The following is a 13,364-nucleotide window of genomic DNA, read 5'->3' on the forward strand; positions in this document are numbered from 1 at the left end:
GTCAGCGTACCGAGCGCAGGCTGCCGGTGAAGCGCGGCAACACGCGGCCCAGCACCTCGGCGATGTAGCTCAGGAACAGCGTGCCCACCGAGCTCTTGTAGTGCTGGGGGTCGCGGCTGCCGATGGCCAGCACGCCGTGCAGGCCCTGGTGGGTCAGCGCGACCACGGCGGTGGAGCCGACCTGCTTGCGCTGTTCCTCGCCGAACAGGAAGTCCAGTTCATGGTCGCGCAGGCTGCCGCTGACGGTCTTGCCGCCCGACAGCAGCGCGCCGATGGCCTGGTGCGCCTCGCTGCTGCTGACCCAGCGGCCCACCGGGGTGGCAATCTCGCTGAACAGGATGAGGCTGACGAAGGGCACCTGGAATTCCTGGCGCAGGCTGTCTTCCACGGCGATGACCACTTCTTCCAGGCTGGCGGCATCGAGGATGTCGAGGATCAGCCGGCGGGTCTTGTCGAACAGGCGGTCGTTGTCGCGGGCCACGTCCATGAGCTGTGACAGGCGGTGGCGCATCTCGATGTTGCGCTCGCGCAGCAGCTTCATCTGCCGTTCCACCAGCGACACGGTGTCGCCGCGCTGGTGCGGCAGGCGCAGGCTGATCAGCAGTTCCTCGCGTTCCACGAAGAACTCCGGGTTGGCTTGCAGGAACGCTGCGACCGCATCAGCCCCGGGGGCCGGCGCCGTGCTGTCCTCAACGTTATCAAGGGGCTGTGGTGCAGGTGCCTGGGGCTTCTTGGTCATGGTCGTGGCTCGCTCATAGACGCACTTGTCCTTCGTAGACGCGCACCGCCGGGCCGGTCATCAGCACGGGCTGGCCGGGGCCCGCCCATTCGATGGACAAGCGCCCGCCGGGCAGGTCGATCAACAGCGGTGAATCCATCCAGCCCTGGCTGATGGCGGCGACCGCGGCGGCGCAGGCGCCGGTACCGCAGGCCTGGGTTTCCCCGGCGCCGCGTTCCCAAACGCGCAGTTGCGCGCGCTGACGGTCGATCACGTGCAGGAAGCCGACGTTGACCCGCGCCGGGAAGCGCGGATGGTGTTCGATTTTCGGGCCCAGCTGGTGCACCGGCGCGGCGTTGATGTCGTCGACCTTCAGCACCGCATGGGGGTTGCCCATGGACACCGCCGCCAGGTTCACCACCTGGCCGTCGACTTCGACGTCGTAGTTCTTCGCCTGGGCGTCGGCCACGAACGGGATGTCGGCGGGCACCAGGCGTGGCGGGCCCATGTCGACGCTGATCTGGCCGTCGTTGCGGATATCCAGCTCGATGATGCCGCTCTTGGTTTCCACGCGAATGCGCTTCTTGGCGGTCAGGCGCTTGTCCAGCACGAAGCGGGCGAAGCAGCGCGCGCCGTTGCCGCACTGTTCCACTTCCGAACCGTCGGAGTTGAAGATGCGGTAGCGGAAGTCGACGTCCGGGTTGCTCGGCGCCTCCACCAGCAGCAGTTGGTCGAAGCCGACGCCGGTGTGGCGGTCGCCCCATTGTTTGGCATGCTTGGGCAGGATATGCGCGTGTTGGCTGACCAGGTCCAGGACCATGAAGTCATTGCCTAGCCCATGCATCTTGGTAAAACGAAGCAGCATGGGTTTACTCCGGCAACAGGCTTTCGCCCGCGAACAGTTCGGCGACCGTTTCACGGCGGCGCACTTCAAACGCCTGGTCGGCATCGACCAGCACTTCAGCGGCACGGCCGCGGGTGTTGTAGTTCGAGCTCATGACGAAACCATACGCCCCGGCCGAACGCACGGCCAGCAGGTCACCTTCGGCAAGAGCCAGCTGGCGCGCCTTGGCCAGGAAGTCGCCGGTCTCGCAGATGGGCCCGACGATGTCATAGCTGCGGCCTTCACCTTCGCGCGGCTGCACGGCGCTGACGTCCATCCAGGCCTGGTACAGGGCCGGGCGGATCAGGTCGTTCATGGCCGCATCGACGATGGCGAACTCCTTGTGGTCGGTGTGCTTGAGGTACTCGACCCTGGTCAGCAGCACGCCGGCATTGGCGACGATGTAGCGGCCCGGCTCGAACACCAGCGCCAGGTCGCGGCCTTGCAGGCGCTCGCGCACGGCCTTGATGTAGTCGCCGGCCAGCGGTGGTTGCTCGTCCTGGTAACGCACGCCCAGGCCACCGCCCAGGTCGATGTGTTGCAGGAAGATGCCGCAGTCGCCCAGGCGGTCGACCAGGCCCAGCAGGCGGTCGAGGGCGTCGAGGAAGGGTTCCAGGCTGGTGAGCTGCGAGCCGATGTGGCAATCGACGCCGATCACTTCCAGGTTCGGCAGCTGGGCTGCGCGTACGTAGACGTCTTCGGCGGCGACGATGTCGATGCCAAACTTGTTTTCCGCAAGGCCGGTGGAGATGTACGGGTGGGTGCCGGCGTCGACGTCGGGGTTCACCCGCAGGGACACCGGGGCGCGCACGCCCAGCTCGGCGGCCACCTGTTGCAGGCGCTCCAGTTCGTCGGTGGACTCGACGTTGAAGCAGTGCACGCCCACTTCCAGGGCGCGGCGCATGTCTTCGCGGGTCTTGCCGACGCCGGAAAACACCACGCGGTCGGCACGGCCGCCAGCGGCCAGGACGCGTTCCAGCTCACCGCCCGAGACAATGTCGAAGCCTGCGCCCAGGCGGGCCAGCAGGTTCAGCACGCCGAGGTTGGAGTTGGCCTTGACCGCGAAGCAGACCAGGTGCGACATGCCGGCGAGGGCGTCGGCATAGGCCCGGTACTGCTGTTCGATGTGTGCACGGGAATAGACATAGGTTGGCGTGCCGAAACGCTCGGCAATGGAAGCCAACGACACGCCTTCCGCGAACAGCTCACCGCCGCGGTAGTTGAAAGCGTCCATGGTCTTCCCTTACATCATGTGTTTGTGCGATTTCGACGAGCCGTCCTGTTGCACGGTGGATTTTTGGCCGTCCGGCAGGAACAGCGGGCCTTTCTGGCCGCAGGCGGACAGCAGGCAGGCAGCCGCGACCAGCGCGGCAAGGGCGGAAATCAGGCGCTTCATGGCGAAATCCTTTGTAAAAGCATTAATTGCGCCCGAGTATACCGGCCACCCGGCGCCTTGCCTATTGATGCCCGGTCGCTACGCCCAGGGGGGGTAACTGGTCGTAATAACTTTGCAATCGGCGCGCGCTGCTCGTATCTTCCCGCGCTTGCAGTGTGATTGGACACTTACGAGGTTCCCGCAATGAGTTTGACCGAAGCGCGCTTTCATGACCTGGTCGATGCCACGCAACAGGCATTGGAAGAACTGTTCGAAGACCACGCCGACGACGTCGAGATTTCGTCCGGCCTGATGACCATCAAGTTCGACAACGGCAGCCAACTGATCATCAGCCGCCAGGAACCCCTGCGCCAGCTGTGGCTGGCCGCGCGTTCGGGTGGCTACCACTTCGACTACGACGAAGAGATGGGCAAGTGGGTATGCGAGAAGTCCGAAGAGCTGCTGGGCGAGATCCTCACCCGCGCCACCTGGGAACAGGCCGGCGTGAAGCTGGACTTCGAAGAGATCTGAGCGTGACCACCCAAGCGCCAGCGCCCCGTGCGCCCAAGCCCCTGTTCAGCAACGTCAGCCCGGCGGTGCCGTCACCCTGCATCAGCCTGTGCCGGCTCGATGAGCAGAAGGTCTGCAAGGGCTGTTTCCGCCACGTGGAAGACATCCGCGAATGGCGTTCGGCCGACGACGCCCGTCGCCGGCAGATCTGCGACCAGGCCGCCGAGCGCCGCGCCGGCACGGCCTGAGGCCTACATCTGGCTCAAGGCGTTGTTCAGTGAGCGCTCAAGGTCGGCCTTGTAGCGCAGGTACAGGTGGGTGGCGCCCGGCGTGTCGCCCAGCAGGCCCGACAGGTCCAGGTCGGTGAGGTAGCAGCGGTAGGCCATGGGCTCGGTGCGCTGCTTCAGGATCTGCCGGGCCACCACGCTGAACAACTGCTCGCCATGCTCCAGCTCGGAGAACTCGCGTTGATTGCAGTACAGGGTCACGTGCACCTGGCCGGGTGGCGAGCGTTCGATAATCGCCTGCACATCGTAGTAACGCTTGCTGGTGGCCGTCGGCGGCCCCGGCCGAGCCTCGGCGCTGCGGGCGCGACCGCTGCCAGTGGGCAGCAACTGGTAATACAGCACCTGCTGGTCATGGCCATCCACTGCCTGCAGCGCGTTGCGGCGGCGCAGCACCGACTGCAGGAAACGTTGCATCGGCACCAACAGGCTGGCTTCGTCGTGCAGCGGCAGGCGCTGGTGCCATAGCGCGTTCAACTCATCCAGCACGTAGACGTCGGCCCAGCTGTCCTGCAGGCGGTAGAACAGCTGCACGCATTCGGGTTGCCCCAGCGGCAGCACAACGGCCAGGTCGTGCTCTTCCAGGGCGTTGCCGTCCAGGTGCAGCGGGCTGTAGCCCGGCAGGTCCTCGCCCAGGTATTGCACGAGTGCCGCCACCGTAGGCAGCGCCATGTGGCGCACGTTGCCCGGTACCAATTCCAGCACGTGATACTGCTGCTGCACCTGGATCAGGTAGCGGTAGTGCTGGCCGCTGCGCAGCAGTTGCTGGGCGGTGGCCAGCAGGGCTTCCACGCGCTGGGCGATGGCCTGGGCGCGGTTGTGGCAGAAGCAGCGCACCCGCACCCGTGGCGTGGTGCCGGCGGGGAGATGATTGAGGTAGTCGCGCAGGCAATCCATCAAGGCCGTCGGGCCGTCGAAACGGTTGACCAGCACCTCGTTCCAGCTGTTGAGCACGACCTGGTCCAGGGTCAGCACCAGGTTCTCCCGCACCCCCGCGTAGCTCAGCGAGTCGGTGCGTTCGGTGGTCATCAGGATGTTCAGGTCGCGGTGGTGCTTGAGCGGGTCGATGCCCACGTTCACCAGCAACAGCACTTCAACCGGCACTGTGGGCCGTAGCAGCTGCTCATCGGCCACCGTGCCCAGGGGCAACGGGATGCTCTGTTGCAGGCTGGCGATCAGGTTGAACAGCTCGAATTCGGTCAGGTCGCTTTCGCCAGGGTGCAAGGCCAGGCGCGTGCTGCTGTCGATCACGCCGTTGCGGTGGCACCACACCAGCATTTCCAGCAGGTGGCGGCTGCGCTTGAAGGGCGCGAAGTGTTCCCACTCATAGGCGCCCAGGTTGCCGTTGTACAGGCCCCACAGTACTTGCCCCGGTTCCTTGCGGTTAGGCGACTGCACCAGGGTCAGGGTGTCCTCGGCCAGGTCCGGGGCGATGCCGGGGTTGATGAACTCGACCTTGCCGGCCTTGCGCTCGAACGCGGCGTACAGGCGCCGCCCGAGAATGCTCAGGTCACGGCTGTTGATGCGGTTCACCGCCTGCTGGTCGCGGGCGAACTGGGTGAGGAAGCGGTAGCTGTAGTTGAGTTCATTGACCAGCGCCCGGCGTTCGCTGGTCACCTGGCGCACCTTCCACTGGCTGCGGCTGTCCAGCAACGCCAGGTGGCGGTTGTCCCAGCCCCATTCCGCCGCCAGGCGCTGCATCACCTGCCGCTGCCAGCTGGGCGGGCGTTGCCGGGAGCCGGCGGTCAGCTTCTTGTTGACCTTCAGGTACAGGCTGCGGCGCACCAGTTCCAGGCGGTCGATGTCGCCGCGTGCCAGCAGGTATTCCTCGATGCGCCGGTACACCACCATGTAGGGGTCCAGTTCGTCGATGTCGACCTGGTTGGCGTACACCGCCTGCTTGAGGCGCAGGCTGAGGCAGCGCACCTCTGGATGTTCGCTGGCGTAGGCCTCGGTCAGCAGCAGCTTGAGCACTGACTTGTAGGGCGAGTCGATGCCCTTGAACAGTTGCCACAGCCCGGCGCCGATGAACTCGCCGGCGGGAATGTGCGCCAGGTGGCCCAGGTCCAGCACGTCCTCGGCGCGGATGAAACGCTTGCCCAGCAGGGTCTCGGTGTACTGGGCGTAGCGCGCCTCTTCGTACACCGGCACCAGCCACCATAGCGGTGTGCGGCCGGCCAGCCAGATGGCGGTGCGGTAGAACTCATCCAGCAGCAGGTAGTGCTGGCTGGTGCCGCAGTCTTCGGAGCTGAGTTCGGTGTCGCGCTCGCCACGCACGAAGCGCGGCGGGTCGATCAGGAAAAAGTGCGCCTCGGCGCCCTGGGTCGCGGCCCAGGCTTCCAGCAGCTGGCATTTCTTGCGCAGTTCGGCGATTGCTTCAGCGCCCAGTTCGGTGTCGTGGCACACCCAGAAGTCCATGTCGCTCTGTTCGGCCTGGGCCAGGGTGCCCAGGCTACCCATCAGGAACAGCCCGTGCAGCGGGCGTGGCGGGTTGCCATGGCGCGCCTTGTAGGAGAACGAGCGCGTCAGGCGCTGGGCTTCGGCCAGCACCTCGGGCTCGGGCTCGTAGTTCGACAGGCCGGCCGGGGTATTGCCCGAGACATAGCCGGGCAGCAGCGGGTGGTTGACGTGAAAGAACAGCGGCAACAGCGTCAGCACCTGTTGCTGGCGGGTCGACAGCCCTTCCATGGCGCGGCCCAGCCGGCCCTGGTTCAGCGTCAGGAAGCGTGCGCGCAGGGTCGCGAGAACCTTGCGATCGATTCCCTCGTCCAGATCGGGGCGGATTTCATGGGTGCGCGGCATCTGTGGCTCGAATCGACTGCTGGGCGACGTGACGTGGGCAGGGCGGAACACCCGCCTTCAGCCGGTTATCGGCAGCCTTGAGAAGAGTTTGAGCCAGATTGGCAAAAATAACGGCAGCGCCGGCACCCCATCTGGCGCCGGCGCGAGCAGTGGCGTCAGGCGGGTTCGCCGACACCCAGCACGGTCAGCAGCGCCTGGGCGTGCTGCGCAGCCTGTAGCCCGCCGCTGGTCAGGTAGCCGCCGTCGACCTGGGTGATCAGTTCCTTGTCGTGCAGCCGCTTGGCCGCCGCGATGGCCTGTGGGGTGGCGGTGTGGTGGATCTTGAGGCCTTCCTGGGTGTTGTCCAGATTGAACAGCGCGAGGATTTCCAGTTCGGCGACCAGCTCAGGGGTATACGACATAGGTACTCCGGACTTTTCTAGGAATAGACGGCCAGCCCCAGCGGGGGCAGGCCGTGGAGGCCCCGGTTTGCGTGGAGGGCAGCGGGGCATTTCCAGTGTAGTAAGGCCGCAGCGATTCTGCCGGGAAACTCAGTCCTGCTCGGGCTTCGCCTCGGGTGGCAGCTCGGGCAGGGCGCGCAGGGCCTTTTCGTACCATTCGGTGTCGAACGCGCGGTCTTCTTCCAGGATCTTGTCGATTTCTACGGCAAGCACGTGGGCCATCATTTCGAGGATGTCGTCGCGCTCGTAGCCGACCAGCGTCAGCTTGTTGAACGTGGCCTTGGCTGCAGGCGGGTTGTCGCTCTCGATCTGGTTCTCGATGGCCTGGATCAGGGTGTCTTCGGCGAATTGTTCGTCTTCGTCGTCGCGTTGGGTGGCGTCGGTCATTGCAGGTTCCTCACGGTAGGCCGCCAGTTTAACGGTATTGGTCGGCTTTGCATCAGCTGACGCGTCTTGAAATACAGAATGGCCCATCGCCCATCGGCGGCTGCCTAGTTTGGCCGCTCTCGTTCAAGGCCATGGAGGTCAGGTGATGCTCAAGTTGTACGGGTTTGCATCCAGTAACTATTTCAACATGGTGCAATTGGCATTGCTGGAGAAACGCCTGCCGTTCGAAGAGGTGTTGCTACACGGCTGCCAGAGCCCCGGGGTCATGGCGGTGAGCCGTCGTGGAAAAATCCCGGTGCTGGGCACCCCGGACGGATATTTGACTGAAACGGACGTGATACTCGGTTATCTGGAGGAGGTGTACCCGCAACGGCAATTATTGCCTCGCGACCCGTTCGACAGGGCGCGGGTGAAGGCGTTGGCCAAGGAAATAGAGCTGTACATCGAACTGCCCGCGCGGCTCTGTTACCCGGAGGTGTTCTTCGGCGGGCGCGCAACGCCACCGGCCTTGAAGGAGAAGGCCAGGCGAGACCTGGTCAAGGGGTTTGCCGCGTTGGCTGAAGGAGCATCATTTACCCCGTACGTCGCGGGGGGCGAGCCTACGGTTGCCGATATCTACTTCCTGTACAGCGTGGACCTCGCCAGGGAGGTAGGGTTGAAGCTTTTTGACATCGATTTCCTGGAGGGCCTGCCGGGTGCGCAAGCGCTGCTGGCGCTGTTGGCGCTCAACCCCAACGTGGTGGAGGTTGCCAGCCGCAGGGCCAATGACCAACTGCGGTTCCTGGCGCAACTCAACCCGGTAACCGCTGCCGCAGGCTAGCGGCAGCGGCTACAGGCGATCAGCGCTGGGCCAGCAGGGCCTGGCCGCGGATCACGGCGGCGCGTACTTGGGCCGGTGCGGTGCCGCCGATGTGGTCGCGGGCGTTGACCGAGCCTTCCAGGGTCAGCACCTCGAAGACGTCCTGGTCGATCTGGTCGCTGAAGCGGCGCAGTTCTTCCAGGCTCATCTCGGCCAGGTCCTTGCCGCTGTCCACGCCGTATTTCACGGCGTGGCCGACGATTTCATGGCAGTCACGGAACGGCAGGCCGCGGCGTACCAGGTAGTCGGCCAGGTCGGTGGCGGTGGAGAAACCGCGCAGGGCCGCTTCGCGCATGATGGCGTGCTTGGGCTTGATGGCCGGGATCATGTCGGCAAAGGCACGCAGCGAGTCGCGCAGGGTGTCGGCGGCGTCGAACAGCGGTTCCTTGTCTTCCTGGTTGTCCTTGTTGTAGGCCAGTGGCTGGCCTTTCATCAGGGTCAGCAGGCCCATCAGCGCGCCGAACACGCGGCCGCTCTTGCCACGCACCAGCTCGGGCACGTCGGGGTTTTTCTTTTGCGGCATGATCGAGCTGCCGGTGCAGAAGCGGTCGGGCAGGTCGATGAACTGGAACTGGGCGCTGGTCCACAGCACCAGCTCTTCGGAGAAGCGCGACAGGTGCATCATGGCGATGCTGGCGGCGGCGCAGAATTCGATGGCGAAGTCACGGTCCGACACGCCGTCCAGCGAGTTGCCGCCCACGGCTTCGAAGCCCAGCAGCTGGCAGGTCAGTTCGCGGTCGATCGGGTAGGTGGTGCCGGCCAGCGCGGCGCTGCCCAGGGGCATGCGGTTGGCGCGCTTGCGGCAGTCCACCAGGCGCTCGTAGTCGCGGCTGAGCATTTCGAACCAGGCCAGCAGGTGGTGGCCGAAGGTAACCGGCTGTGCAGTCTGCAGGTGGGTGAAGCCGGGCATGATGGTCTCGGCTTCGCGCTCGGCCTGCTCCAGCAGGCCTTTTTGCAGGCGGGTGATCTCGCCCAGGATCAGGTCGATCTCGTCGCGCAGCCACAGGCGGATGTCGGTGGCCACCTGGTCGTTGCGGCTGCGGCCGGTGTGCAGCTTCTTGCCGGTGATGCCGATGCGGTCGGTCAGGCGCGCCTCGATGTTCATGTGCACGTCTTCCAGGTCCACACGCCACTCGAAGGTGCCGGCTTCGATCTCGCCCTGGATGGTCTTCAGGCCATCGACAATGGTGTCGCGCTCGGCCTCGGTGAGCACGCCGACCTTGGCCAGCATGGTCGCGTGGGCGATCGAGCCCATGATGTCGTGACGGTAGAGGCGCTGGTCGAAGTTGACGGATGCGGTGAAGCGGGCGACAAAGGCGTCGACGGGCTCACTGAAGCGGCCGCCCCAGGACTGGTTGGTCTTGTCAGTACTCATGAATTCGCTCGTTGAAGGCGTGAACGGGAAATTGGCTGCAATAATAACAGGGCTTCAATCCGCTCGGGGATTGAGTGCCCAGTGGAATGCACATAATGCCTACAGATGGACGCAAGGCCGCACGCCGCCAGCGTGCGCAACAGGAGTTCTTCCTGCCGGTGCTGTGCGAGGCGCAGGCATTGCTGGTGCTGGTGATGCTGGCCGAACTGCTGGTGCTGGTACTGGTGCTGGCCGATCCCGGTGCGCCGGGCTTCGACTGGTCGCGGCTGGCCCTGACGTCGCTGTTCGTGCAGTGGCTGGTGCTGTTGTCGGCGGCGCTGCTGTGTGGCCTGCGCCCCTGGCTGGCGCGCCTGCACCCCGGCGCTGCCGGCGGCGCCTGCTGTGCCATGGTGGTGGCGTTGACCCTGCTGGCCACCGGGTTGACCGATTACCTGCATTTGGTGCCGGCTACGCCTGCTTCAGATCTTTCCTTCGGCATATTCAACCGTTACCTGCGGCACGGGCTGATTGCGCTGATCATGTCGGCGCTGTTGTTGCGCTATTTTTACCTGCAGAGCCAATGGCGCATCCAGCAACGGGCCGAGCTCCAGGCACGGCTGGAAGCCTTGCAGGCGCGCATCAAGCCGCACTTCCTGTTCAACACGCTTAACAGTATCGCCAGCCTGGTGCCGGTGGACGCGGTGCGCGCCGAGCAGGCGGTGCTCGACCTCTCCGACCTGTTCCGCGCCAGCCTCGGCAAGGCCGGCACCCTGGTGAGCTGGCGCGAGGAGCTGGCCCTGTCGAAACGATATTTACGGATTGAGCAATATCGTCTTGGCGAGCGTCTACAGTTGGACTGGAGGGTCGACACAATTCCCGATGACCTGCCGATCCCGCAGCTAACCTTACAACCGTTGTTGGAGAACGCCCTGATCCACGGAGTGGCCCCACGCATAGAAGGGGGTGTGATCCGGGTGGAAGCCGACTATAAAGGGGGAGAGTTCATATTGTGTGTAAGCAATCCCTACGACGAAGCCGCCCCGCCGCGGGCTTCGGGCGGTACTCACCAGGCACTGACAAATATTGGTGCTCGACTTGCGGCACTTTTTGGCCCGCGCGCGAGTCTGAGCGTGGATCGCCGTGACGGTCGTCACTTCACCTGTCTACGCTATCCTTGTGCGAGACTCACGCAGGAATCCAGTGCTATATGAATGTCCTGATCGTTGATGACGAACCCCTGGCCCGCGAGCGCCTGACCCGATTGGTCAGCGATCTCGAGGGTTACAGTGTGCTAGAGCCCAGCGCCACCAATGGCGAGGAGGCCCTGGCCCTTATCGACAGCCTCAAGCCCGACGTGGTGTTGCTCGACATCCGCATGCCCGGCCTTGATGGACTGCAGGTTGCAGCCAAGCTGTGCGAGCGCGAGGCGCCGCCGGCGGTTGTGTTCTGTACCGCCCATGATGAATTTGCCCTGGACGCCTTCCAGACCAGCGCCCTGGGCTACCTGGTGAAACCGGTGCGCCCCGAGCACCTGCTCGAAGCGCTGAAAAAAGCCGAACGCCCCAACCGTGCGCAGCTCTCCGCGCTGACCCGTCCCGCCGCCGAAAGCGGCAGCGGCCCGCGCACCCATATCAGCGCACGCACGCGCAAGGGTATCGAGCTGATTCCGCTGGACCAGGTCATCTATTTTATTGCCGACCACAAGTACGTGACCCTGCGCCATGAAGGCGGCGAGGTGCTGCTCGACGAGCCCCTCAAGGCACTGGAGGACGAGTTCGGCGACCGCTTCGTGCGTATCCACCGCAACGCGCTGGTCGCCCGCGACCGCATCGAACGCCTGCAACGCACGCCCTTGGGGCATTTCCAGTTGTTCCTCAAGGGCCTCAATGGCGATGCGCTGATCGTCAGCCGCCGCCACGTGGCCGGTGTGCGCAAAATGATGCAACAGTTGTAGGCCGTCCGGAGCGGGCGAACCCGCTCCGGCCGCCATGCTGCTCCCGCGATGCTGGTATGATCGGCCCATCTACCCAGCACGGATTGATTCATGCCTACTCGCGAGATCCGCATCGCCACCCGTAAAAGCGCCCTGGCCCTGTGGCAGGCCGAATACGTCAAGGCCCGCCTGGAACAGGCTCACCCCGGCCTGGTGGTGACCCTGGTGCCGATGGTCAGTCGCGGCGACAAGTTGCTTGATTCGCCCCTGTCGAAAATCGGCGGCAAGGGCCTGTTCGTCAAGGAGCTGGAAAACGCCCTGCTCGACAACGAAGCCGACATTGCCGTGCACTCCATGAAGGACGTGCCCATGGACTTCCCTGAAGGCCTGGGCCTGTACTGCATCTGCGAGCGCGAAGACCCGCGCGACGCCTTCGTTTCCAACACCTTCCCAAGCCTCGAAGTCCTGCCTGCCGGCAGCGTGGTCGGCACCTCCAGCCTGCGTCGCCAGACCCAGCTGCTGGCGCGCCGCCCCGACCTGCAGATCCGCTTCCTGCGCGGCAACGTCAATACCCGCCTGGCCAAGCTCGACGCCGGTGAGTACGACGCCATCATCCTGGCCGCCGCCGGCCTGATCCGCCTGGGCTTCGAGGAGCGCATCACCGACAGCATCAGCATCGAAGACAGCCTGCCAGCCGGCGGCCAGGGCGCCGTGGGCATCGAATGCCGCACCGCCGACAGCGAAATCCACGCGCTGCTGGCGCCGCTGCATCACAGCGATACTGCCGCCCGGGTCACTGCCGAGCGTGCCCTGAACAAGCACCTCAACGGTGGTTGCCAGGTGCCTATCGCCTGCTACGCCGTGCTGGAAGGCGAGCAGCTGTGGCTGCGTGGCCTGGTGGGCGAGCCCGATGGCGGCCGCCTGCTCAGCGCCCAGGCTCGCGCCCCGCGGGGCGACGCCGAGCGCCTGGGCATCGAGGTCGCCGAAGCGCTGCTGCACCAGGGCGCCGACCAGATCCTCAAGGCCGTCTATGGCGAGGACGGCCACCCGTGACGGGCTGGCGCCTGCTGCTGACGCGCCCTGCCGAGGAATCGGCCGCGGTGGCGCAAGCGCTGGACGCCGCCGGCATCTACAGCGCCAGCATGCCCCTGCTCGATATCGAGCCCCTGCCGGTCACGCCGCAAATGGTCACCCAGGTGTTGAACCTGGCGCAGTACTGCGCGGTGATCGCCGTCAGCAAGCCGGCCGCACGGCTGGGCCTGGACCTGATTGACCAGTACTGGCCGCAGCCGCCGCTGCAAAGCTGGTTCAGCGTGGGCGCGGCCACCGCGGCCATCCTCGAGGACTACGGCCTGCGCGTGCACGTGCCGCCCCAGGGCGACGACAGCGAAGCGTTGCTGGCCCTGCCGGAGTTGGCCCAGGCGCTGCAGCAGCCTTACCCGCGGGTGCTGATCCTGCGCGGCGAGGGCGGCCGCGAATTGTTGGCCGAGCACTTGCGCGAGCAGGGTGCTACTGTCGATTATCTGCAACTCTACCGTCGCAGCCTGCCCGATTACCCGGCGCAGGCGCTGTACCAGCGGGTAACGGCGGAACGCCTGAACGCGCTGGTGGTCAGCAGTGGGCAGGGTTTCGAGCATTTGCAGCAACTGGCCGGTGAGCACTGGCCACAATTGGCCGGGTTACCGCTGTTCGTGCCCAGCCCGCGAGTCGCCGCCCTGGCCCAGGCCGCCGGCGCTCGCCATGTAGTGGATTGCCGTGGCGCCAGCGCCGCGGCCTTGCTGGCGGCCCTGCAAGAACACCGCCTACCCGGGTGAAACCT

The 13,364-nt window shown here is 65.3% G+C and carries 15 protein-coding genes; 7 read left to right on the top strand and 8 right to left on the bottom strand.

Annotated elements, in window-relative coordinates; all coding sequences use genetic code 11:
* Position 1: 1 nt before the first annotated feature.
* The 4 genes from AC0J42_RS01270 to lptM are packed head-to-tail and all read right to left on the bottom strand — an operon-like array spanning position 2 to position 2,997.
* A complete protein-coding gene (locus tag AC0J42_RS01270; RefSeq protein WP_473005067.1) occupies positions 2 to 739 on the bottom strand; it encodes a DUF484 family protein in 738 nt (245 codons plus the stop codon).
* Positions 740 to 752: 13 nt separating this feature from the next.
* Complete coding sequence (gene dapF / locus AC0J42_RS01275; RefSeq protein WP_473005068.1) at positions 753 to 1,583, bottom strand: diaminopimelate epimerase; 831 nt, start codon at positions 1,581 to 1,583, stop codon at positions 753 to 755.
* Positions 1,584 to 1,587: 4 nt separating this feature from the next.
* Positions 1,588 to 2,835: a diaminopimelate decarboxylase gene (lysA, locus tag AC0J42_RS01280; protein ID WP_473005069.1), complete on the bottom strand. Its 1,248-nt coding sequence runs from the start codon at positions 2,833 to 2,835 to the stop codon at positions 1,588 to 1,590.
* A gap of 9 nt (positions 2,836 to 2,844) precedes the next feature.
* Positions 2,845 to 2,997, bottom strand: a complete 153-nt coding sequence (gene lptM, locus AC0J42_RS01285; RefSeq protein ID WP_416421872.1) for an LPS translocon maturation chaperone LptM — start codon at positions 2,995 to 2,997, stop codon at positions 2,845 to 2,847.
* Positions 2,998 to 3,180: 183 nt separating this feature from the next.
* On the opposite strand from lptM, the gene cyaY reads away from it, so the two are divergent.
* A complete protein-coding gene (gene cyaY, locus AC0J42_RS01290) occupies positions 3,181 to 3,507 on the top strand; it encodes an iron donor protein CyaY (protein ID WP_416421873.1) in 327 nt (108 codons plus the stop codon).
* A gap of 2 nt (positions 3,508 to 3,509) precedes the next feature.
* Positions 3,510 to 3,734: a DUF1289 domain-containing protein gene (locus AC0J42_RS01295; RefSeq protein WP_416421874.1), complete on the top strand. Its 225-nt coding sequence runs from the start codon at positions 3,510 to 3,512 to the stop codon at positions 3,732 to 3,734.
* Positions 3,735 to 3,737: 3 nt separating this feature from the next.
* Here the strand turns inward: AC0J42_RS01295 and AC0J42_RS01300 are convergent, their stop codons facing one another.
* From AC0J42_RS01300 to AC0J42_RS01310, 3 genes are all read right to left on the bottom strand, one after another.
* Entirely contained in the window at positions 3,738 to 6,572 is a 2,835-nt protein-coding gene (locus AC0J42_RS01300; RefSeq protein ID WP_473005070.1) for a class I adenylate cyclase, read from the bottom strand.
* 155 nt (positions 6,573 to 6,727) lie between these two features.
* A complete protein-coding gene (locus tag AC0J42_RS01305; RefSeq protein WP_416421876.1) occupies positions 6,728 to 6,973 on the bottom strand; it encodes a TIGR02647 family protein in 246 nt (81 codons plus the stop codon).
* Between the two features lie 129 nt (positions 6,974 to 7,102).
* Entirely contained in the window at positions 7,103 to 7,399 is a 297-nt protein-coding gene (locus AC0J42_RS01310; RefSeq protein WP_473005071.1) for a hypothetical protein, read from the bottom strand.
* Positions 7,400 to 7,544: 145 nt separating this feature from the next.
* On the opposite strand from AC0J42_RS01310, the gene AC0J42_RS01315 reads away from it, so the two are divergent.
* Positions 7,545 to 8,219: a glutathione S-transferase family protein gene (locus AC0J42_RS01315; RefSeq protein WP_416427516.1), complete on the top strand. Its 675-nt coding sequence runs from the start codon at positions 7,545 to 7,547 to the stop codon at positions 8,217 to 8,219.
* Positions 8,220 to 8,238: 19 nt separating this feature from the next.
* Here AC0J42_RS01315 and argH read toward each other — a convergent pair whose 3' ends face one another.
* On the bottom strand, positions 8,239 to 9,633 hold the full coding sequence (argH, locus tag AC0J42_RS01320; protein WP_416421878.1) for an argininosuccinate lyase: 1,395 nt from the start codon (positions 9,631 to 9,633) through the stop codon (positions 8,239 to 8,241).
* Between the two features lie 95 nt (positions 9,634 to 9,728).
* Between argH and AC0J42_RS01325 the strand changes: the two genes are divergently transcribed.
* The 4 genes from AC0J42_RS01325 (at position 9,729) to AC0J42_RS01340 (ending at position 13,359) form a co-directional block, all read left to right on the top strand.
* Positions 9,729 to 10,823 (top strand): sensor histidine kinase, encoded by a 1,095-nt coding sequence (locus AC0J42_RS01325; RefSeq protein WP_473005072.1) that lies wholly within the window; start codon positions 9,729 to 9,731, stop codon positions 10,821 to 10,823.
* The gene (locus AC0J42_RS01330) at positions 10,820 to 11,566 is read left to right on the top strand and encodes a LytR/AlgR family response regulator transcription factor (RefSeq protein ID WP_416421880.1); all 747 of its coding nucleotides are present in this window, start codon (positions 10,820 to 10,822) and stop codon (positions 11,564 to 11,566) included. The genes AC0J42_RS01325 and AC0J42_RS01330 overlap by 4 nt, the downstream gene beginning before the upstream one ends.
* 90 nt (positions 11,567 to 11,656) lie before the next feature.
* The gene (gene hemC / locus AC0J42_RS01335; RefSeq protein WP_473005073.1) at positions 11,657 to 12,598 is read left to right on the top strand and encodes a hydroxymethylbilane synthase; all 942 of its coding nucleotides are present in this window, start codon (positions 11,657 to 11,659) and stop codon (positions 12,596 to 12,598) included.
* On the top strand, positions 12,595 to 13,359 hold the full coding sequence (locus AC0J42_RS01340) for a uroporphyrinogen-III synthase (protein ID WP_416421882.1): 765 nt from the start codon (positions 12,595 to 12,597) through the stop codon (positions 13,357 to 13,359). The genes hemC and AC0J42_RS01340 overlap by 4 nt, the downstream gene beginning before the upstream one ends.
* The last annotated feature ends 5 nt before the right edge of the window (positions 13,360 to 13,364 follow it).

Source organism: Pseudomonas sp. Tav-5-1A (assembly GCF_055755055.1).

Bases quoted from the DNA above. Each gene is read 5' to 3' on its own strand.
- AC0J42_RS01305 (WP_416421876.1), bottom strand. From the start codon at position 6,973: ATGTCGTATACCCCTGAGCTGGTCGCCGAACTGGAAATCCTCGCGCTG.
- lysA (WP_473005069.1), bottom strand. From the start codon at position 2,835: ATGGACGCTTTCAACTACCGCGGCGGTGAGCTGTTCGCGGAAGGCGTG.
- AC0J42_RS01310 (WP_473005071.1), bottom strand. From the start codon at position 7,399: ATGACCGACGCCACCCAACGCGACGACGAAGACGAACAATTCGCCGAA.
- dapF (WP_473005068.1), bottom strand. From the start codon at position 1,583: ATGCTGCTTCGTTTTACCAAGATGCATGGGCTAGGCAATGACTTCATG.
- lptM (WP_416421872.1), bottom strand. From the start codon at position 2,997: ATGAAGCGCCTGATTTCCGCCCTTGCCGCGCTGGTCGCGGCTGCCTGC.
- AC0J42_RS01330 (WP_416421880.1), top strand. From the start codon at position 10,820: ATGAATGTCCTGATCGTTGATGACGAACCCCTGGCCCGCGAGCGCCTG.
- AC0J42_RS01270 (WP_473005067.1), bottom strand. From the start codon at position 739: ATGACCAAGAAGCCCCAGGCACCTGCACCACAGCCCCTTGATAACGTT.
- AC0J42_RS01300 (WP_473005070.1), bottom strand. From the start codon at position 6,572: ATGCCGCGCACCCATGAAATCCGCCCCGATCTGGACGAGGGAATCGAT.
- AC0J42_RS01315 (WP_416427516.1), top strand. From the start codon at position 7,545: ATGCTCAAGTTGTACGGGTTTGCATCCAGTAACTATTTCAACATGGTG.
- AC0J42_RS01325 (WP_473005072.1), top strand. From the start codon at position 9,729: ATGCCTACAGATGGACGCAAGGCCGCACGCCGCCAGCGTGCGCAACAG.
- argH (WP_416421878.1), bottom strand. From the start codon at position 9,633: ATGAGTACTGACAAGACCAACCAGTCCTGGGGCGGCCGCTTCAGTGAG.
- hemC (WP_473005073.1), top strand. From the start codon at position 11,657: ATGCCTACTCGCGAGATCCGCATCGCCACCCGTAAAAGCGCCCTGGCC.
- cyaY (WP_416421873.1), top strand. From the start codon at position 3,181: ATGAGTTTGACCGAAGCGCGCTTTCATGACCTGGTCGATGCCACGCAA.